Annotated in this window: 21 protein-coding genes; 10 read left to right on the plus strand and 11 right to left on the minus strand. The window is 66.6% G+C overall.

Features of this window, described 5'->3' with window-relative positions:
* Window positions 1–247: 247 nt before the first annotated feature.
* Entirely contained in the window at window positions 248–760 is a 513-nt protein-coding gene (locus tag AC3A6R_RS25915; protein WP_487863069.1) for an anthrone oxygenase family protein, read from the minus strand.
* An 86-nt stretch (window positions 761–846) separates the two neighbouring features.
* Between AC3A6R_RS25915 and AC3A6R_RS25920 the strand changes: the two genes are divergently transcribed.
* Complete coding sequence (locus AC3A6R_RS25920) at window positions 847–1,527, plus strand: TetR/AcrR family transcriptional regulator (RefSeq protein ID WP_487863070.1); 681 nt, start codon at window positions 847–849, stop codon at window positions 1,525–1,527.
* A gap of 79 nt (window positions 1,528–1,606) precedes the next feature.
* Here AC3A6R_RS25920 and AC3A6R_RS25925 read toward each other — a convergent pair whose 3' ends face one another.
* Window positions 1,607–2,584, minus strand: coding sequence for a tripartite tricarboxylate transporter substrate-binding protein (locus tag AC3A6R_RS25925; RefSeq protein WP_487866001.1), 978 nt, complete (start codon window positions 2,582–2,584; stop codon window positions 1,607–1,609).
* Between the two features lie 204 nt (window positions 2,585–2,788).
* Between AC3A6R_RS25925 and AC3A6R_RS25930 the strand changes: the two genes are divergently transcribed.
* A complete protein-coding gene (locus AC3A6R_RS25930) occupies window positions 2,789–3,637 on the plus strand; it encodes a helix-turn-helix domain-containing protein (RefSeq protein ID WP_487866002.1) in 849 nt (282 codons plus the stop codon).
* Here AC3A6R_RS25930 and AC3A6R_RS25935 read toward each other — a convergent pair.
* The 5 genes from AC3A6R_RS25935 to gcvA all read right to left on the minus strand — a co-directional run bounded on the left by AC3A6R_RS25935 (window position 3,634) and on the right by gcvA (window position 7,639).
* Window positions 3,634–4,089, minus strand: a complete 456-nt coding sequence (locus tag AC3A6R_RS25935; RefSeq protein WP_487866003.1) for an SRPBCC family protein — start codon at window positions 4,087–4,089, stop codon at window positions 3,634–3,636. The two genes, AC3A6R_RS25930 and AC3A6R_RS25935, sit on opposite strands and share 4 nt — an antisense overlap.
* A 183-nt stretch (window positions 4,090–4,272) precedes the next feature.
* A complete protein-coding gene (locus AC3A6R_RS25940) occupies window positions 4,273–4,566 on the minus strand; it encodes a YciI family protein (protein WP_487863074.1) in 294 nt (97 codons plus the stop codon).
* A gap of 31 nt (window positions 4,567–4,597) precedes the next feature.
* On the minus strand, window positions 4,598–5,575 hold the full coding sequence (locus AC3A6R_RS25945) for a tripartite tricarboxylate transporter substrate binding protein (protein ID WP_487866004.1): 978 nt from the start codon (window positions 5,573–5,575) through the stop codon (window positions 4,598–4,600).
* A gap of 69 nt (window positions 5,576–5,644) precedes the next feature.
* Window positions 5,645–6,550 carry an SMP-30/gluconolactonase/LRE family protein gene (locus AC3A6R_RS25950; protein WP_487866005.1) on the minus strand — a complete coding sequence of 302 codons (906 nt, stop codon included), beginning with the start codon at window positions 6,548–6,550 and terminating at the stop codon, window positions 5,645–5,647.
* A gap of 192 nt (window positions 6,551–6,742) precedes the next feature.
* Window positions 6,743–7,639: a transcriptional regulator GcvA gene (gene gcvA, locus AC3A6R_RS25955; protein ID WP_487866006.1), complete on the minus strand. Its 897-nt coding sequence runs from the start codon at window positions 7,637–7,639 to the stop codon at window positions 6,743–6,745.
* Window positions 7,640–7,740: 101 nt separating this feature from the next.
* Here gcvA and AC3A6R_RS25960 point away from each other — a divergent pair, with 101 nt between their 5' ends.
* From AC3A6R_RS25960 to leuB, 4 genes are read left to right on the plus strand one after another with little or no spacing between them, the layout of a single operon-like run.
* Complete coding sequence (locus tag AC3A6R_RS25960) at window positions 7,741–8,730, plus strand: Bug family tripartite tricarboxylate transporter substrate binding protein (RefSeq protein WP_487863078.1); 990 nt, start codon at window positions 7,741–7,743, stop codon at window positions 8,728–8,730.
* Between the two features lie 44 nt (window positions 8,731–8,774).
* On the plus strand, window positions 8,775–10,196 hold the full coding sequence (gene leuC, locus AC3A6R_RS25965; protein WP_487866007.1) for a 3-isopropylmalate dehydratase large subunit: 1,422 nt from the start codon (window positions 8,775–8,777) through the stop codon (window positions 10,194–10,196).
* A gap of 33 nt (window positions 10,197–10,229) precedes the next feature.
* On the plus strand, window positions 10,230–10,880 hold the full coding sequence (leuD, locus tag AC3A6R_RS25970) for a 3-isopropylmalate dehydratase small subunit (protein WP_487866008.1): 651 nt from the start codon (window positions 10,230–10,232) through the stop codon (window positions 10,878–10,880).
* Window positions 10,877–11,950 carry a 3-isopropylmalate dehydrogenase gene (gene leuB / locus AC3A6R_RS25975; protein WP_487866009.1) on the plus strand — a complete coding sequence of 358 codons (1,074 nt, stop codon included), beginning with the start codon at window positions 10,877–10,879 and terminating at the stop codon, window positions 11,948–11,950. Before leuD ends, leuB begins: the two co-directional genes overlap by 4 nt.
* A 28-nt stretch (window positions 11,951–11,978) precedes the next feature.
* On the opposite strand, the gene AC3A6R_RS25980 is transcribed toward leuB, so the two are convergent.
* The 4 genes from AC3A6R_RS25980 to AC3A6R_RS25995 are packed head-to-tail and all read right to left on the minus strand — an operon-like array spanning window position 11,979 to window position 15,495.
* The gene (locus AC3A6R_RS25980; RefSeq protein WP_487866010.1) at window positions 11,979–12,362 is read right to left on the minus strand and encodes a hypothetical protein; all 384 of its coding nucleotides are present in this window, start codon (window positions 12,360–12,362) and stop codon (window positions 11,979–11,981) included.
* Window positions 12,359–13,345: a flotillin-like protein FloA gene (gene floA, locus AC3A6R_RS25985; RefSeq protein WP_487866011.1), complete on the minus strand. Its 987-nt coding sequence runs from the start codon at window positions 13,343–13,345 to the stop codon at window positions 12,359–12,361. Before floA ends, AC3A6R_RS25980 begins: the two co-directional genes overlap by 4 nt.
* An 11-nt stretch (window positions 13,346–13,356) precedes the next feature.
* The gene (locus AC3A6R_RS25990; protein WP_487866012.1) at window positions 13,357–14,802 is read right to left on the minus strand and encodes an NfeD family protein; all 1,446 of its coding nucleotides are present in this window, start codon (window positions 14,800–14,802) and stop codon (window positions 13,357–13,359) included.
* Window positions 14,803–14,847: 45 nt separating this feature from the next.
* Window positions 14,848–15,495: a TetR/AcrR family transcriptional regulator gene (locus AC3A6R_RS25995; protein WP_487866013.1), complete on the minus strand. Its 648-nt coding sequence runs from the start codon at window positions 15,493–15,495 to the stop codon at window positions 14,848–14,850.
* A 106-nt stretch (window positions 15,496–15,601) separates the two neighbouring features.
* On the opposite strand from AC3A6R_RS25995, the gene AC3A6R_RS26000 reads away from it, so the two are divergent.
* Genes AC3A6R_RS26000 through AC3A6R_RS26015 form a run of 4 tightly spaced genes read left to right on the plus strand, consistent with a single transcriptional unit; the run spans window position 15,602 to window position 19,721 of the window.
* A complete protein-coding gene (locus tag AC3A6R_RS26000) occupies window positions 15,602–17,350 on the plus strand; it encodes an FAD-dependent monooxygenase (RefSeq protein ID WP_487866014.1) in 1,749 nt (582 codons plus the stop codon).
* Window positions 17,347–17,901, plus strand: coding sequence for a VOC family protein (locus AC3A6R_RS26005; protein ID WP_487863084.1), 555 nt, complete (start codon window positions 17,347–17,349; stop codon window positions 17,899–17,901). Before AC3A6R_RS26000 ends, AC3A6R_RS26005 begins: the two co-directional genes overlap by 4 nt.
* A 24-nt stretch (window positions 17,902–17,925) precedes the next feature.
* Window positions 17,926–18,930, plus strand: a complete 1,005-nt coding sequence (locus AC3A6R_RS26010) for an ABC transporter substrate-binding protein (protein ID WP_487866015.1) — start codon at window positions 17,926–17,928, stop codon at window positions 18,928–18,930.
* 11 nt (window positions 18,931–18,941) lie between these two features.
* Complete coding sequence (locus AC3A6R_RS26015) at window positions 18,942–19,721, plus strand: ABC transporter permease (RefSeq protein ID WP_487863086.1); 780 nt, start codon at window positions 18,942–18,944, stop codon at window positions 19,719–19,721.

Consider the following 19,721-nt stretch of genomic DNA (forward strand, 5'->3'; position numbering starts at 1 on the left):
CGAAGTACCTGCGGACGCGATGGACGAGCGTCGCGGACTTGGCGCCCATCGCGCCAGGAGCTCGCCGATACCTGAAATCCAAAAACGTCCAGCGATAACCCGCAAGCCGCTGGGTCGGCCGTCATGGAAGCGAGATTGCCAATGGTGCGACTCGATGTGCCGCGGCTCATGAGCGACAGATGAAAAGTCCGCCGGGCGCCGGAGTTCGGCCAGCATAGAGGGCTGACGACTTTGTCGGCTCATTCCCTCACAGCGCCAGCGCCACCAGCAGGCATGCCAGCGCCACACCGGAGAATGCGGCGCGCACGGCGTGGGAGCACTCCCACCTCCGGCGCAGCCCGGCCCAGACCTGGTGTCGGTCCGCGTGGTTGGCTGTCTCGCGCCCCCGCTCGCCAATACCGAAGAAGCCGGCGCCCGCGCCCTCCAGCTGCTGTCCGCGCAGCCAGAACTTGTTCACGGGGTGCGTCATCAGCCAGTAGGTCGCATGCATCGCCAGCAGGGCCAGCAGGGCTGCGAGCGTGAATGCGAACTGTGGCGCGCCAGGCTCTGTAAACAGCAGCAGCACGGATGTGGCCACGATGCCCCCCGCCTCACCGATGGCTCCTCCGATGGTGAAGCCCGGGTAGTAGATCGTCTGAGTGGCGGCGTACGCCTTCTCGTCCAGCCTCAGCTTGCCGGGCCACTCCAGCGCATGCGAAAGCGCCAGTGCCCAGGCGATCGAGACGAGAAAGGCGGTCAGGACGTGTAGAGAAGTGATCACGGTGGAACTCCCTTGCAGTGGCCGGCACTCCAATTTATATACGGCGTACATTTTGTCAAGCAGAAGTGCCCGGTGACAATGCGGTCATGACGAGCGAACGCAAACGACCGCGGGGCCGGCCCCGGCAGGCGGCCGTGGACCCCACCGGCGTACTGCAGTGCGCACTGGGGTTGGTCGATCGGGAGGGACTGGACTCGCTGACCATGCGCCGCCTGGCGGAGGCGCTGAAGGTCAGTCCGATGGCCTTGTACAACCACTTTGCGGGCAAGGAAGAGCTCCTGCGCGCGATGGCCGAGCACCTTGCGCAGCAGATCGACTTCTCCTGCGACCATGCGGATTGGCGCGAGCGCATTCGCTACTGCTTTCGCAGCCTGCGCGCTGCGGTGCGCGCCCACCCCGCTTCGGTGCGGTTGATGGAGGCGCTTGAAGAGCCCCCGCTGGCGATCTTCCGGCCACTGGACCTGACCTTGCAGGCTCTTGGCGAGGCGGGGGTGACCGGTGACGATGCGTTTCGGGTCTATTTCCTGCTCACCAACTTCACGCTGGGGCAGGCCTCGTACGAGGTGAAGGGGCCGTTCAAGGGCATGGATCCGGCGACCGCACTCGCGCAAGGCCGATTGAGCGGCGGCGGCTTTGAGCACATCGAGCGTGACCTCGCGTTCGACGGCTGGGACTTCGACGAAGCGTTCGAGTTCGGCCTGTCGGTGATCCTGGGAGGCGTCGAGCAGCTGGCGCGCACGACCAGCGGCGCCCGCCGGCCGAAGTAAGGGGTGCGACGATCCAAGACCGAGTCGGTCGAGCAGATCGCGAAGCGCCCTGGGCCACCGAGCGACCATGGCGCCTACGTCAATCAACCTTGAAGCCGGAGGCCTCGACCACATCGCCCCAATGGCGCAACCCAAGTTCGATCAACGCTGAAAGTTCGTCGGGCGTGCTGGGTTGCAGCTCGGTGCCCAGCTTGCGCATGCGCGCGCGAATCTCGGAGTCGTTGAGCGTCTGCACCAATGCGGCGTTCAGCCGCTCGATGACGGCGCGCGGCGTTCTTGCCGGCACGAACATCCCGGTCCATTCGAGATTCTCAAACCCTGGCTTTCCGAGTTCCGTCAGCGTGGGCACCTGCGGCAGTAGCGGTGATCGCGTGGTGCCATTCACGGCCAGCACCCGGATCTTGCTGTCCGCGTGATGGGAAGCGATGTCTGCCACGGGGACGATGCCGGCGCTGACCTGGCCGCCGAGCAGATCCTGCACCAGCGGCGGTCCGCCGCGATAGGGCACGGCAAGCAGATCGACCTCGGCGCTCCTGCCGAGTTGATAGCCGACGAAGTGGGGCACGCTGCCGGGTGCCGGCACGCCGTAGGTCGAGTGCAGCGGGGCGGCGCGCGCCAAGTCGAGCCATTGCCCGAGCGTCTGTGCCGTCGATGCGGTGGGCACTGCGAACGCCAGCGTGAAACTCTGGATGCGCCCGACGGCCTGGAAGTCCTTGCGCGGGTCGTACCGTACGGAACGTGAAACCAGCGGCAGCATGACCAGCATATGTGTGCTGCCCAGCAGGACGGTCGTGCCGTCCGGCGCCGCCGCTCGCACGTGCTCCGCGGCAATCTGACCACCTGTCCCGGAGCGGTTTTCTACCACCACCTGTGTCCCGAGCGCCGGACCCAGCTTCTCGGCAATGGTGCGCGCCTGCACATCCGAGGAGCCGCCGGCCGGGAAGCCGACCACGATCCGCACCGGTCCCGGGAAGGCGGCATGCTGCGCTGCCGACCCGCCGGCCGTCATGCCCCAAAGCGCTCCGATGACGACCTCCAACAGTTTCGTGTTCCTCATTGAATTCATGCAGTGAGTGGATGGCCAGTTCTTGGCGTTCCCGGACTGGACCAGAGCGCGCGACGGCGTGCAACGACCTTTCAGGTCATGAGCCATGCCGCCTCGTTGTGACGACGAGGGTTGCCCGGCTGGCGGATTTCGGGCGTCCTGTGTGATCATTCGCACCCGGAAGTCGAGAAGCACGACAGGGCGAGTTGAAACGCAATGACGAAGACGACAGACATAGCGACGAACCTGGCTCGACTGCTGCGCGAAGTCCGATTGGAGCGAGGCCTGAGCCAGATCGAGCTGGCGACGCGCCTCGGCGTATCGCAGCGCCACGTCAGCTTTGTCGAGCGGGGTCTCTCGCGCCCGGGCCGGCAGCTGCTTCGGGCCTGGCTCGACGAGGTTCGGGCCTCCGATGCGCTTCGCAACGCAGCGCTGCTCCATGGCGGTTTTTCCAGCCTTGGCGATCAGGCGCATGACGAACCGGTCACTGAAGCGCCCGCATGCGCGCTGGAGCTGCTGGCAGCGCACGAGCCCTGTCCGGCCATCTGCGTCGATGCCGACTGGATGCTGCTCGCCAGCAACCGTGCCAGGCGCAGGCTTCACCGGATCGTGATGCCGCAGCTTCCCGCCGCCTTGCAGGAGGCCTCGAGCGGCGTCGACATGGTCGACCTGTTCGCGCGACCAGGGGGCATGCTCGACAGCTTGCGCAATGCCGCGCAGATCGGCTGGAGCGTGCTGCGCCAGCTTGAAGCCGAAGCCTGGGCCAACCACGCGCTCAGGCCGCGGGCGAAACTGCTCGAGCAACGGTTGCGCCTTCGCTATGCGGAGCCGGCGCCGTGCGTGCTGCGATCGAGTGGTGTGACGCAGCTCGGCCTGGTGTTCGATACCGCGGTTGGCCGCCTGTCGTTTCTTTCGACCCAGCTGCTGGTCGGCCTGCCCCAGAACATCACCGCCGCTGCGCCACGCGTGACGCTTTGGCATCCCGCCGATTCGTTTACTCGGGCGTTTCTGCTATCGCCGGAGCATTCGTACGCAACGGGTATTGAGGAAGGCTCCGCGAGCTAGATAGGAGGGTTGCCGGAAGCTTGCTGAGCGCCCGCTGGGTCAATTAATGGCTTGGCTTCGGTGTATCGAGCGAAACTCTCCAGAATCGCCTGCCAGCCGTCCCGTTGCTGCTCGACGGAGTGGGTCGACTCGGCCTCGAAGCTGACGCGCACCGTCACCCCTTGGCCGGCCTGGATGAAGTCGACCTGTGCCGAGCGATCGCCGAACGTGTATTCAATGAGCTCTGGCTCCACGATTTTGGTGTAGGTCCCTGCGAAGTCGAACCCCATGCTGCCGTCTTTTGCTTCCATTCGCGAACTGAACGCACCGCCCTCGCGCAGGTCAACGGCCGCCGTCGTGGTGTGCCAGTCGTCGGACGCGGCGTTCCACTGCTTGATGTCTTCAGGAGAGGTGTAGCAGCGCCAGACCTTTTCGATGGGTGCGCTGACCTTGGTTTCTACCGTGATGTTCATTGAGTTTCCTGTCTGATTGAAGAAGGCTGCGGTGATCGGTCTCAGCTCACGACGACATTAGCGTGACTGCCCCCTCCGGTCGATTACTTCTCAGGTCATCAGAAGAGCAGAACGGCATGCATGGGTTGGGTGGTGGCAAGCCATCCGGCCTCCACGGAATCCGGGGCACTTCAGAGAGCCGGATCATCGCGTTCGCTTCCTATCGAAGAATGATTGGCGCCAAGGCACGACATCGACAGTAGCAAACAGCTGTCCGGTGTTGAATGGGTCGCCGCTCGCGAATGCCTGCGCGGTCTGCCGATCCTCGGTGTCCAGGATGATCAGGCCGCCGATCGGCTGGCCTTCAGTGTCGAGCAGCGCACCACCGGCGAGCATCATGTGCTCGCGCGCAACCAGGTAGTCCAGGTGGGCGGGCTTGAGCGCCGCACGCAGCGCTTGCGCCTGCGGCCTGTCGAAAGCGATGATGGCGAAAGGCATGGGCTCCTCGACGGTCGATGCGGCATCGTGCTCAGCTCGGCGTGATGCCGGCCTTCGCGATGATGGCGCTCCAGGTCTGCATCTCGCGCGCGATGAAGGCCCGGAACTGCGCGGGCGTGCTGCCCACCGGCTCGGCGCCGTTGGCCACCAGGGCCTCGCGCGTGACGTTCGTCTGCAGGGCCTTGCGCACCTCGGCGCTCAGGCGCTCGACGAGCGCGGGATCGGTGCCCGCGGGTGCGAGCACGCCGGTCCAGGCGCTCACGTCGAAGGGCTTGCCGCTGATCTCTTCGACCGTGCGCACCTCTGGCAGCGACGCTGACCGCCTGGCGGTCGACGCCGCGAGCGCGCGCAGCTTGCCCGACTTCACGAGCGGCCCGGCGGCCACCACGTTGGCGAACATGAGGTCGACGTGGCCGCCCATCACGTCGGCGAGTGCGGGGCCGGTGCCCTTGTAGGGAACGTGCGTCATCGACACGCCCGATTGCAGCGCAAGCAGTTCCATCGACAGGTGATCGGCGGTGCCGCTGCCCGTGGATGCAAAGGACAGGCGGCGCGCCCCGGCCTGCGCGAGTGCTTCGTCCATCGAGTGGATCGGGGACGCAGCCGACGCGACCATGATGAAGGGCGACTGCACCGCGAGGCTCACCGGCACGAATGCCTTGACCGTGTCGAACGGCAGGTTCTTCATCATCGACGGATTGGTTGCATGCGGCACGCTCGCCACCAGCAGGGTATAGCCGTCGGGCGCCGACTTGGCCACGTACTCCGAGCCGATGACTGTGCTGGCGCCTGGCTTGTTGTCGATGTAGAAGGTCTGCCCGAGCGATTCGGACATGCTTGCCGCGAGCGCCCGCGCCACCACGTCGGTTCCGCCGCCGGCGGTGAAGGGCACCACGACGCGAACCTGGCGATTGGGATAGGACGGGCTGGCGGCGCGCGACGGCAACGTGCCCAGGACACCGGCCCCGCAGGCCCCCGCCAGCGCAGTGATGAGTTCTCGACGGTTCATGGTGTTCTCCGGTGATGGCGTGGTGACGCGTGATGGGGACGAGGCAAGCGAGAGGTACGGTACGGGCGGCTAGGCGTTGAAATGCAGCCGAAGGCCCGGCTCGGGCCATGGCAGCGAGACGAGCTGGCCCGTGCCCGACAGCGTCAGGTAGGCGGTGCGCAGGTCCGGTCCGCCGAAGCAGATGTTGGTCACGTAGATGTCGGGAAATGCCTGCTGGCGCACCAGTTCGCCGTCGGGTGCGATGACCGAGATCGCGCCCGTGACCAGCGTGGCGATGCACACGTGCCCGCTCGCCTGGACGGCCATGCTGTCGAAGCGCTGGAAGCCCGGCAGGCCGCAGACCAGGCGTCCACCGTGCGGCGAAGGGAAGGGGTGCTTGTCGACGACGCCGGGCTCCACCACATCGAAGGCCCACAGACGCGCGGTCTCGGTTTCGGCGACGTACAGGACCCGGTCGTCCGGCGACAGGGCTATACCATTGGGCGAAAGCAGCCCGTACGCCACCTCGACGATCCGAGAGCCATCGGGTAGCGCGTAGTAGACGCCGCCGGTGTCACGCATGCGCGCATGCTTCTTGCCGAAGTCGGTGAAGTAGAAGCCGCCTTGCGCGTCGAACACGAGGTCGTTGGGCGATGACAGCCGGTGTTCGCCGCAGCGGGTGTAGAGCGTCGAGACGGCGCCGTCGGCGAGATCGACGCGGCGGATGCTGCCGCCGTCGTATCCAGGCGCAGGCCCCGTGGAGGTGAAGCGGCCCGGCGCATAGGCGCTGCCCCCGTTGTCGCAGACATAGAGCGCGCCGTCCGGCCCGATGGCAGCGCCGTTGGGGCCGCCGCCGCAGTCGCTCACCGTCTGCATGCGCCCGTTGGGCGCGACCCGCGAGATGCGCCCCGCACGCATCTCGACCAGCACCACCGAGCCATCGCCCAATGCCACTGGCCCCTCAGGAAACTGCAGACCGTCGGCCAGGATTGTCATGATCTCGCGCCACCCGCTCCGATGTGCGTGACGTCGGCGAAGGCTTTTCTATGGATGATTCGGGCGCCAAAGATAGCTGCCCCGTTGCTGGGCTTCAACCACAATTAAGTCATGCGAGACATGAGTAAACCTCATCGTCCCGGCGCGCGCTTCCTTCATCCGCGCCCCGGTCGGCGCCTGCTTGCCGATCCTTCAGGCGTCCGCCTCGGCGGTCTCCGCCGCGATCCAGCTCTCGAAGTCCCGCACCCGCTGCGGCACCGGCCGGTCGGCGCGCCACGCCATGAAATAGCCGCCGCCGGTCTGCACGCGCAGCTCGAAGGGCGCAGCCAGCCGCCCACTCGCAAGATCGTCGCGCACGAAAGCCAGCAGGCCCATCATCACGCCCAGTTCCTCGGCTGCAGCCTGGTAGGCCATTGCGGCGTTCTCGAACTTGAGGCCGTGGCGCGTGTCCACGCCGCGCACGCCGGCGGCCTTCAGCCACGTCGGCCAGTCCTGCGGCCGGTTCAGCGAACTCAACAGCGCGTGCTTCGCCAGGTCGGCCGGCTGCGCGAGCGGCGGCTTGCGCAGCAGCAGTGCCGGCGCGCAGACCGGCAGCAGCGTCTCGCGAAACAGCAGCCGGTAGCCGGGGCCCTCCGGCGGCGCTGGCTCGGAATGGATGCCGACGTCCACATCGTCGCGGTCGAAGTCGGTCGGCTTGTGCGAAGTGGTGATCTGCACGTCGACGCGTGGATGCAGCGCATGGAAGCGCGCGAGCCGCGGAATGAGCCAGCGGATCGCGAAGGTGGGCGGCACCTTCACGCGCAGCAGCCATTCGTCGGGGCTCTGCTGCAACTGCCGCGTGCCATGCTCGATCTGGTCGAAAGCCACGCGCATGCTCGCGTGGTATTCCTGCCCCGCCGGTGTGAGCCGGATGCCGTGGCGCCCGCGTTCGAAGAGCTGCACCTTGAGCCAGCCTTCGAGCGTGGCGACATGGCGGCTCACCGCGCCCTGGGTCACGCAAAGCTCCTGCGCCGCGCGCGTGAAGTTGCCGCAGCGCGCCGCCGCCTCGAAGGCGCGCAAGGCGTTCAGCGGGGGCAGGCGGCGGGTCATGGGGTCTGACTTTAACTCATGAGCTCATGCGTTAATTGTGATTGCGGCGTGCTCCTGTGCAGAACTAGCATTCGGCCACTACAAGCCAAGGAGACAAAGAGATGATGAAGAAAATGCATGCCTGCACCCTGGCCGCGGCGCTCTTCGGCGGCTTGGCGGTGACGGTGGCCTCGGCACAGGCGCAGGCTGTGGACACCTATCCCAACCAGCCCATCAAGCTCATGGTGCCCTGGCCTGCGGGCGGCGGCGTCGACACCACCGCGCGCATCCTCGCGGACCTGCTCGGACAGCGCATGGGCCACCCGTTCGTCATCGACAACCGGGGCGGCGCGGGGGGCAACATCGGCACCGAGCTCGCCGCCCGCCAGAAGCCCGACGGCTACAACCTCCTGATGGCCTCGATCAGCCCGAACGCGGTCAACATCAGTCTGTATGGCAAGCTGGGCTTCGATCCGGTGAAGGACTTCGAGCCGATCATCTACGTCTCGGCGGTGCCCAACATCCTCGTGGTGCCGGGCAACTCGCCGTTCAAGACGGTGAAGGATGTGATCGACGCGGCGCGCGCCAACCCTGGCAAGCTCAACTACGCGTCGGGTGGCGTCGGCTCATCGCAACATCTGGCGGCCGTGCAGTTCGCCAGCGCCACGAAGATCGACATCGTGCACGTGCCGTACAAGGGCACCGCTCCGGCCGAGGCGGACCTGGCGGCGGGCCATGTGTCGCTGATGCTCGACACCACGACCTGCCTGCCGTTCATCGCGAGCGGCAAGATGCGCGCGCTGGCGGTGGCATCGAAGCAGCGCAACCCCGCATTGCCCGACGTGCCCACCTTCGACGAGGTGGGCCTGCCCGGCATCTACGCCTCGTCGTGGTATGGCCTCTCGGCCCCGGCGGGCACGCCCAAGCCGATCATCGCGAAGCTCAATGCCGAGGCCAATGCGGTGCTCGGCTCGCCCGAGTTCAAGAAGCGCATGCTGGCCTTCGGTGCCGAGATCGGGGGCGGCACGCCCGAGGAGTTCGCCCGTTTCATGGCGAGCGAGACGAAACGCTATGCGGAGATCGTGCGCATCTCCGGCGTGAAGCTCGACTGACAGCAAGAAGCGCAATCCAACCTCCGCCCGAGAACCCACGCGCCATGCCCGCCTTCGTCCCCCGCACCCTGTTCGAAAAGATCTGGACGCCGCATGTGGTCATGCAGCGCGACGATGGCCAGAGCCTGCTGTACGTGGATCGCCACCTGGTGCAGGACGGCTCCGCGCCTGCCTTCGAGATGCTGCGCCAGCGGGGGCTTCCGGTGCGCCGGCCCGATCGCGCGTTCGCGACCCCGGACCATTACGTTCCCACGAGTTCGCGCACGCTCGCAGACATTCCCGATGCCGAGAAGCGCGCGATGGCCGATGCGCTGCGCGATGACAGCGCCGCGGCGGGCATCCGCTTCATCGGCATCGACGACATCCGCCAGGGCATCGTGCACGTTGTCGGCCCCGAGCAGGGGCTGAGCCTGCCGGGCAGCGTGATCGTCTGCGGCGACAGTCATACCGCCACGCACGGCGCACTCGGTGCGCTGGCCTTCGGCATCGGCGCCTCCGAAGTGGCGCATGTGCTCGCGACACAGACGCTCTGGCAGCGCCGGCCGCGCACGCTGCGCGTGATCGTCGACGGGCGCCTGGGGCAGGGCGTCTCGGCCAAGGACATCATCCTCGCGGTGATCGCGCGCATCGGTGCCGCGGGCGGTACGGGCCACGTGATCGAGTACGGGGGCGAGGCGATCCGCGCGCTCCCGATGGCGGGCCGCATGACGGTGTGCAACATGTCGATCGAGGCCGGCGCCCCTGCCGGCATGGTCGCGCCCGACGACACGACCTTCGAATGGCTCGCCGGCCTCCCCGAGGCGCCACGGGGTGCCGCCTGGGACGCGGCACTCGCGCGCTGGCGGCAACTGCCGAGCGACGAGGGCGCGGCATTCGACCGCGAGGTGCGCCTGCACGCCGGTGAGATCGAACCAATGGTGACCTGGGGCAACAGCCCGGAAGACGCACTCCCGATCACGGGCCGCGTGCCCGACCCCGCCCAGGCCTCGAACGCCGAACGCCGCGAAGCGCTCGAGCGCACGCTCGCCTACATGGGCCTCGTCCCGGGCCAGGCATTGGCCGATGTGCGGGTCGACCACGTCTTCATCGGCTCGTGCACCAACGGCCGCATCGAGGACATGCGCAGCGCCGCCGAGGTGGTGCGCGGCCGGCGCGTGGCCGAGGGTGTGGAAGCGTGGGTCGTGCCCGGCTCGGGGCTCGTCAAGCAGCAGGCCGAGTCCGAGGGGCTCGACGCGGTCTTCCGCGAGGCCGGGCTGCAATGGCGGCACGCGGGCTGCTCGATGTGCCTGGGCACCAACGGCGACCAGGTCGCTGCGGGTCGGCGCTGCGCGTCCACTTCCAACCGCAACTTCGTCGGCCGCCAGGGGCCGGGCTCGCGAACGCACCTCATGAGCCCGGCGATGGCCGCGGCCGCCGCCGTGACCGGGCGGCTCACCGACGTACGCGGCCTCTTGCCCGCAGGCTGAGCGACGCACGACAAGCCAAGACACACGGACCCCATGGAAGCCTTCATCTCTCTGGATGCAGTGGCCGCGCCACTGCCGCGCAGCAACATCGACACCGACCAGATCGTGCCCGCGCACTACCTGCAGAAGCCGCGCTCCGACGACTTCGGCCGCTACCTGTTCCACGACGTGCGACGCGACGCCGCCGGCGCGCCGCGCAGCGACTTCGTCCTTAACGCTCCGGTGTACGCGCAGGCGCGCATCCTCGTGGCGGGGCGCAACTTTGGCTGCGGCTCCTCCCGGGAGCATGCGGTCTGGGCGCTGCATGACGGCGGCTTCCGCTGCGTGATCGCCCCGAGCTTCGGCGACATCTTCTTTTCGAACGCGCTGAAGAACGGACTGCTGCCGGTGCGGCTGGCCGAAGTCACGGTACAGGCGATGCTGGCCGAGCTTGCGTCGGCACCCGGTGCCCGTCTGCGCGTCGACCTGGCAACGCAGACCGTCACCCGCTCCGGCGGCGAGGCGGTGCCGTTCGCCATCGACCCGTTCGCGCGGCATTGCCTGCTCGAAGGGCTCGACGAAATCGCCTACACGCTCACGCAGCGCGACCGCATCGAAGCGTTCGAACGCTTTCGCCATGCAGGCGCAGACGCACATTCCAACCAGCAGCCCCTCGGACGGGGCGAGAAAGGCCTTTCGAGATGAAGATCGCAGTGATGCCGGGCGACGGCATTGGCCCCGAGGTGACGACCGAAGCGCTCAAGGTGCTCAAGGCCGTGGTGGGCTCCACGCAACCGATCGAGTTCGCGCATGCAGCCATCGGCCAGGCCGGCATCGACACCGCGGGCGATCCGTTGCCCGCCGCCACGAGCGAGATCGCGCGCAAGGCCGATGCCATCCTATTCGGCGCCGCCGGCATGCCAGGCGACGAGACGATTCCGTTTGCGATGCGCCCGGGCGCGAGCCTGCTGCGCCTGCGCAAGGAACTCGGGCTCTTCGCCAACTTCAGGCCCGCCTTCCTGTTCCCCGAGCTCCTCGGCGCTTCCACGCTCAAGCCCGAGGTGGTGGAAGGCCTGGACCTCCTCATCCTGCGCGAGCTCACGGGCGACGTGTATTTCGGCGAGCCGCGCGGCTCGGGCGTGAACGCCGCAGGCGAGCGCGAGGCCTTCAACACCATGCGCTATTCGGAGCCCGAGGTGGAGCGCATCGCCCATGTGGCGTTTCGCACTGCACGAAAGCGCAAGCGCCGGCTGTGCTCGGTCGACAAGGCCAACGTTCTGGAAGTGATGCAGCTGTGGCGCGAGGTGGTCACGCGGGTTGGCGCCGAATACCCGGACGTGGAACTCACGCACTTGTTCGTCGACGCGGCCGCGATGCAACTGATGCGCGCGCCCAAGCAGTTCGACGTGATCGTCACCGGCAACATCTTCGGCGACATCCTGTCGGATGCTGCGGCCATGCTCACGGGCTCGATCGGTATGCTGCCCTCGGCGTCGATGGCTGCCGGCAGCTTCGGCCTCTACGAGCCGGTGCACGGCACCGCGCCCGACATTGCGGGCAGGAACCTCGCGAATCCGCTAGCTGCGATCCTGTCGATGGCGATGATGCTGCGCTTCTCCTTCGGCCGGGCCAGCGACGCCGAGCGCGTGGAGCAGGCGGTGCGTCGCGTGCTGGCCAACGGCCTGCGCACGGGCGACATCTACCAGTCGGGAACGACGCGCGTGGGAACTGACGAGATGGGCGACGCTGTGGTCGCGGCCCTGGGCGGGCGCTGAGCACGAACCGGGGGTTCAGCCAAGTCCATCAGACCGTTGAATGCGGCTGATCCGCTCTGCAGGGTCCGAGCACCGTCATGGCCACCACGGCTGTGCGCAATCCGGACCGGGAACGCAGCATCTCATGCGCACGCCTGCGGCGAGGCGAGTGAATGCTCAGAGAGGCTGGGGACGTTTCCGTGGCCCGCGGCTGGGCAACAAACCTCTGCTCGGTGTTGCGGCCCCACGTCTCGCGGCCGTCTACCTTCGCATCCCTTTGGGAAGTTTCCGCCTGCGCAGAGTGCTGGAGGTCTTCGGCCTGCTCTTGCGTCGGCAGCTCCAGCGTACGCCGGCCGGTGCGTCGTACTGCGTAACCGAACACCAGCGCAAGCACGGCAAGCAGCGCATAAAACAGCGGATCGAGCTGGGTCATGATCGCTTGTTCTCGCGGTCTTGGCCGCCCTCGTCGGGGCCTGCGATCACGCTGCGCATGTCGGTGTCTGCCTGCAGGTTCTTCATGCGGTAATAGTCCATGATTCCGAGATTGCCGGCACGGAACGCCTCCGCCATGGCGCGCGGCACCTCGGCTTCTGCTTCGACCACCCGCGCGCTCATCTCCTGCTCCAGTGCAACCGCCATTGCGCGCCGCTCCTCCGCCTTGGCCTGGGCGATCTGCTTGTCGGCATTCGCTTGGTCGATCTGCAGTTTTGCACCGATGTTCGCCCCGACGTCGACATCGGCGATGTCGATCGACAGGATCTCGTAGGCAGTTCCGGCGTCCAGGCCTTTGCTCAGGATGTGCTTCGAAATGTGGTCGGGATTCTCGAGCACGCTCTTGTGGTTGATCGCCGATCCAATCGTGCTCACCATGCCTTCGCCCACCCGCGCGATGATGGTCTCCTCTCCAGCACCACCGACGAGTCGTTCGATGTTGGTGCGAACCGTCACACGGGAGACCACGATGAGCTGAATGCCGTCCTTGGCCACGGCTGCGATCCTGGGTGTTTCGATGACCTTGGGCAGCACCGACATCTGCACCGCTTCGAGCACATTGCGGCCTGCGAGATCGATGGCCGAGGCGCGCTTGAACGTCAGCGGAATGCTTGCCTTGTCGGCAGAGATCATTGCATTCACAACGCGGACCACGTTGCCACCGGCGAGAAAGTGCGCTTCCAGATCGTTCAGCGGTATCTCGATGCCCGCTTTGACCGCACTGATGCGGGCAGTGACGATGGTGCCCGGCGGCACTCGCCGAAGCCGCATGGCCACCAGCGTGATGATGCTGACGTATGCGCCGGAGGCCCATGCAGCAATCCACAACGGAAGCGGCACCAGGTACAGCACCGTGCCGACGAGGATGATGACCAGAATCACCAGTGCACCGACCCCGAGGAAACCTGTTTCTAGTCCGCCCATGATTGCTCCTTTCAAGTGTCTCTCGCACGTTTGACAACGATGCGGTTCCCATCGACCCGCACGACCTGAATTGGTTCACCAGCCTCGATGAGTTCTCCGTCCGAAACCACGTCGATGCGCTCCGAGTCGATCACACCGATGCCTGCAGGATGCAACGGCGTCAGCGATACGCCTCGTCGGCCGAGCCATCGGCCATCGGTCTCGGGCTCCGAGCTGTAGCCCTGCGTCGAAGCGAGCGTGGATTGCAGTACCAGCCTGCGTCCGAATGGCAGCCGCGTCGAGAAGCGCAGCAAGAGCAGCCCCATCGCGATCGCGATCAGCAGCGACAGGAGCACCCGTCCTGCCGCCTCGGCCGCGAACTGAACCGTGGGTGCGGGGCCCAGCACGCTGAGCACAAGCCCTGCAGCGATGCCGATGAGGCCCAGCACCCCGGCGATGCCGAAACCCGGAATGATGAAAATCTCGGCGATGAGCAATGCAACCCCTGCCGCGATCAACAGCAGCTCTTCCCAACCGACAAGCTGCACCAGCCAATGGCCCCACAGGAACAGGCCCAGACACGACAGTCCCAGCGCCCCTGGGACTCCGAAGCCCGGCGCTCGCAGTTCCAGCATGATGCCCAGTGTCGCGACCGTGACCAAAAGCGAGCTCACCAGAGGATCGGTCAGGAAGCGCACCACGCTCTCGGCCCAGTTCGGCGCCGGGCTTCTGATCTCCGCGCCGGCGAGACCGGCCTGCTGAAGCACCGCCTCCATCGTTTCGGCCCTCGCATCGGCCACTCGATGTTCGAGCGCTTCCTCGGTGGTAAGCGTCAGGAGCTTTCCTTGCTGCACCAGGCCGGGGATCGTCACATCCGCATCGACCATGGCTTCCGAGATGAGCGGCGGGCGGCCACGGCTTTCAGCCGTTGCGCGGAATTCCTTTCGCACGTAGGAGACCGCTTTTTCTCCGGCTTGCACGGCCATGCCACCGCTCCGTCCGGCGCTCACCGGTGCCGCAGCACCGATCGTGCTGCCGCCGGACATGAAGATGCGGTGAGTAGCCAGACTGATCAGCGCTCCGGCGGAAATCGCCCGCTTGTCGATGAACGCCAGGGTGCGCGTCGGACTTCTCAGCAGTGCGTCCCGAATTTGCACGGCGGCGTCCACGCGGCCACCAAAGGTGTCGATCTTCAGCACGACAGCGGCCGCGCCCGCAGCCTCAGCCTCGTCCAGCACGCGCCGCACATAAGGGGCGAGACCCAGATCGATGACGCCTTCGATCGAGGCGACGTAGACGATAGCTTGCGAGGGGGCTTGCGGCTGCGGTTGCTGCGCCATCGACGCAACGCCGATGCAAACAAGCACCAGTGCCAGCAATGAACGCCGCAGGATCGAACCAGCCCGTCGCATAACGAGATTTGTTGCTATTGGATGCGTGTGCCCGGTAGGGAGCCCGGCAATGCAGCCGTAGTCCAATGTCCATCTCCATCTGCCTGCCCAGGCAAGTCTGGACGACTCGCCTCAGACATTGCGATCAAGTGCGACGGACAGCACGTCAGAGGCCAGATGATCAAGCTGTTGAAGTGTCAGCGCCAGCACTTCGGATTCGCTCACTGACCGGTCCGCAAGCCACGCCAGAACGAGCTGATCGTGGAATCCGATCCAGGCACGCATGCAGGCTCGAACCTTCCTGGTGGGACCCGGAATCCCCAGGACTTCGCAAATCCTATCGATCGCTTGCTGACGCGACGCTTCCCAGATCCCGGCCACCTCCGCATTGATGGCGAGGTTGTGGGAGCGCGCTCTGAAAAGCGCATCGCCTTGCCGTTGCTTCACGGCCTTCAGATGAGCGCGCAGGAAGGAGGTCACTTGCTCACGCGCGGTCCGTCCGCGGAATGAGTCCTGCTGCGTCTTGTTCATCTGCTGCGCCGCCGCCCTGCTGACCTCGGCATACAGGCCTTCCATCGAGCCGAAGTGATGAAAAAGCAGGCCGTGCGCGACGCCGGCCTCGCGAACTATCTCGGCGGCCGAGACGTCCAGGAATCCCCGGCTCGCAAAAAGGCGCTCTGCCGTTTCCAGGATTCGTTGCTTGCCCGAGGGCGGCCGATCGGGTGTTTCCCGGTTGCGGCGACCTGGAGGAATCGCGTTGTCTGTCATCGCTTCGATCATATGACCGCTCGGACGCGGGGCATTCCGTGCCTCAGGGAAAACCAGTGGACGCGGTTGTCTTTCGCGCTCTAAACTGACTGACAGTCAATCAAAAACAAGTTCAATCATGTTGATGCAATCAGGAGACGCGTCTGCTCTCGGCTACGAGGTTCTGATCGTCGGCGGCGGGCCGTGCGGTCTGGCGGCGGCCATTGCGCTGGGGCGCTGCGGGGTACGCGCGCTGCTCGTCGAGAAGCACCCATCGACGAGCTTCCATCCGCGCGGCCACGTCGTCAGCGCGAGGACGATGGAGATCTTCAGGACCTGGGGACTGGAGGACGCGGTCCGCGCCCGTGGCATTCCGCACGACCGGAATCAGGGCGCCATCTTCGTGCGATCCGTTGCCGGCGAAGTGATCGGCGAGATCCGTACGTGCGCCGATCGGCAGCGGAATCGACTCTTCGAGACGTACGGCCCGAGTGCGAAGACATCCTGCCCGCAGGATGCGCTCGAGCCGGTTCTTCGACGCGCCGCGGAAGACCAGACCAGCGTGCAGGTCATGTTCGGGACCCTGCTGGAAGCGCTGGAACAGGACGAGCGGGGTGTGTCGGCAAAGATCACCACGGCCGATGGCGCGACGCGCGTCGTCCGCGCCCGCTACGCCATCGCGGCCGACGGCGCGCGCGGGACGCTTCGCGAGCGGATGGGCGTTCCTCTGGGCGGCGAAGCGGCGCTCGGCCATCAGATCGGCGTCTACTTCGAGGCCGACCTGTGGCCCTGGGTGGCGAATCGCCCGAACCTGCTTTGGTGGATCTACAACCCGGCGACCGTCGGCGTGATGATCGCGCTGGACGGCCGCAACCGCTGGACCTACAACTTCGGCTACGACGCCACCAGGAATGCCCCGGGAGATTTCACCCGCGAGCGGTGCGCCGACATCGTCAAGGCGGCCATCGGCGTCGAGGATCTTCGATTGCAGGTCAGGGACGTTCGCGCATGGCGCATGCAGGCGCGTATCGCGCAGAAGCTGCGCGTCGGCAACATCTTCCTTGCAGGCGATGCCGCCCACCCCTTGCCACCCACCGGCGGGCAGGGAATGAACACGGCGATCGGCGATGTCCACAACCTGTGCTGGAAACTCGCGCTGGTCCTCAGGGGCGTGGCGGGGGAGGGGATCCTCGACTCGTATGAAGCCGAACGCCTGCCGGTGATCCGGTTCAACGTGGCGCAGAGCGTGCGCAATGCGCGACGCATGGAGGCCGCAGGGCTGGGCGGCATCATGAAGACGCACGAGGACTTCTGCGAAGACGACATCTCGCGCATGCGCGACGCCATTCCCGGCCAACGGGATCATTTCGAATACCACGGGCAGACCTTCGGCTATGCCTATCGCTCGGCGCTGGTCTTCGACGAGGGAAATCCGGCGCAGCCGCCGGACGTCAACACCTATGACGCAAGCGCCGCGCCGGGCGCACGCGCGCCCCACTGCTGGCTGAAGCTGCCCGAAGGCGGGCCCACGATCTCGACCGTGGACCTGTTCAAGGACCTGCGCTTCACCCTGCTCGCAGGGCGCGATGCCCAGCCATGGGTGCAAGCGTTCACGAAGGCGACCTCCGAGGCAGGCATCCGCTCACAGGCATTTGTCGTGGGGGCGCATCGCGACCTGCTGGACCACCTGGGGGCGTTCCACGACCTCTACGAAATCTCTCCGCGCGGTGCCGTCCTCGTCCGGCCCGACGGCCATGTTGCATGGCGCGCCAGGGACGCCTTGCCCCAAGCAGACCGAACGATGGCGCAAGTGATCGGTGCCTTCGCCTCGAAACCAGACGAGCGGGATGCCGAGCCCGCGTCACAACACCAGGAGGTACACGCATGACTTCAGTCGCTGCCATCGCCACCAAGCCGCCCCGGCGGTTGGCCCACGTCGCATTGCGCACCAACCGGCTGCGCGAGCTCGTGGACTGGTACTGCACGGTTCTCGGTGCGCACGTGGCCCACGCGTCCGACAAGGTCGCGTTTCTGACCTACGACGATGAGCACCACCGGATCGCGCTGATCGCGCTGCAAGACTATCCGCCGCCAGACGCGACGGTCCGTGCCGGCCACTTCCACACGGCCTTCGCCTACGACTCGCTCGCCGACCTGCTCGACAACTTCGTGCGGCTCCGGCAGCTCGGGATCGTTCCCCATCGCGCGATCAACCACGGGCCCACCGTTTCCTTCTACTACGCGGACCCCGAGGGCAACCAGATCGAGCTGCAGGTGGACAGCTTTCCCGATCCCGAGACGACCAATGCCTGGCTCCAGAGCGAAGCGTTCAAGCGCAACCCGATCGGGATCGAATTCGACGCGGACGAGATGCTGCAGAAGCTGCGCGGCGGGGTTCCCGAAGTGGAATTGATGCGGCGCCCCGATTCGGTCCTCTGAGTCATTCAAGCAAGGAGACATGGCATGCTCAACAGGTATCTGAGGAAAGCCGCCATCGGCTTGACCATTGCGGCTGCGGCGCTCACCGCGGCGGCCCAGCCCGCGACGACGAAGCTGGTGCTTCCCGCCGTCTCCGTCCTCTTCGCGCCGGTCTACATCGCCCAGGACGCCGGCTACTTCAAGGACGCGGGCCTCGACGTGGAGCTCAGCCAGCTGGCGGGCCCCGCTGCGCTCAATGCGCTGATCGGCGGCAGCGCCGACTTCACCACGATCGCCGGCCTCATCCAGCTGCGCGCGGCCCAGCGCGGCCAGAAGACGCTGGCCATCGCCGGGCTCCAGGAAAACGCGACCACCGAGATCGTGCTGTCTGGGCCCACGGCCGAACGCCTGGCGTCCGCCAAGTCGCCGATGGACCGGGCCCGCGCACTCAAGGGCCTGACCTTGGCCGTCGACACGGCGAACGGCCTGCCGCAGGCCTATCTGCGGTTCGTCGCCCGGCAGGCGGGCATCGACGCCGACCGGGACATCCGCCTGGTCTTCATTGCGCCGCCCGGGATGGACGCGGCGCTTCAGAAGAAGGAGGTGGATGGCTTCGTCTTCTCCAGCCCGTTCACGCTGGAAGCCGTCCGCCGGGGCGCACGCCTCTGGATCAGCGGCCCCGGCGGCGATTTCCCCCAGGTGAATCCGACGACGTACAACGTGCTGGTCGCCCGCGACGGCTTGTGCAGCAGTGCCGCGGCCACCTGCCGCCAGATGGTCGGCGCCCTCGACCGCAGTCTGGCGCTCATCGCCGCCGAGCCGCAGAAGGCGCTGGCGCTGCTGGGCAGGCGCTTCGAGAAGATGGACCCCGATCTGCTGAAGCAGGCGTTCGAGAGCTTCCAGCGCAACACCCCCGCGCGCGCGATGCCGATGGGACGGGCGTTCGACCACACGGTGGACGTGATGTTCGGTCCGCAGGATGACAAGGCAGCACTGAAGGCGCTCGCCAAGACCCTCTTCACCGACGAGTTCGTGGGCTCCGGCAGATAGGCGGGCCGGAGATGAATCATCGTCGCGTGTGGACGGACCGGGTCGTTCTGGCCTGCGTGGTCCTGATCGCCTGGGAGGTGGTGGGGCGCCTGCGGGGGGCCTACTGGATCAGTTCGCCGACGCTGGTCGTGGAACGAATCTGGATGCTGGTGCTGAACGGCGATCTCTGGTTCCACGGCCGGTTCACGCTCGGCGAGGCATTCGGCGGCTTCCTCCTCGGTGCGATCCCCGGCTGCGCGGTCGCGATGGCGCTGCGCCGCCATCCCTTTTCGCGCGCGGCGTTCGTGGGTGTGGCCGCCATCGGATACGCCATCCCCAAGACGGCGCTCGTGCCGTTGTTCATCCTCTGGCTCGGGGTCGGGCCTGGTGCGAAGGTCGCCCTGGTGACGGCGGCGATCTTCTTCATCGTCTTCTACAGCACCCTCGACGGCGTCGAGGCCGTCGACCGGAAGCTCCTGCTGTCGGTGCGCGTTCTCGGTGCCTCGGAATCGCAGTTGCTCAGGCATGTGGTCTGGCCCGCCGTCGTCCCGTACGTCTTCGGCGGTCTGCGCGTGGCCGTCCCTTACGCCGTCGCCGGTGCCATCGTCGGAGAGATCATCTCGTCGAATCGCGGCCTGGGCTACCTGGCGCAGTACGGCGCCACGGATTTCGACACCACCCTGGTGTTCGTGTCGCTCGTGACCGTGATGCTCATCGTTCTTTCGGTGAGCGCGGTCCTGTCGCAGATCGAGAAGCGCCTGCTGGGGTGGCAAGCCGACCCGTCGCAGGGCGCGCGCACCGTCGGAGCATGA

The sequence above is a fragment of the Variovorax sp. Soil_C_19 genome, assembly GCF_057657255.1.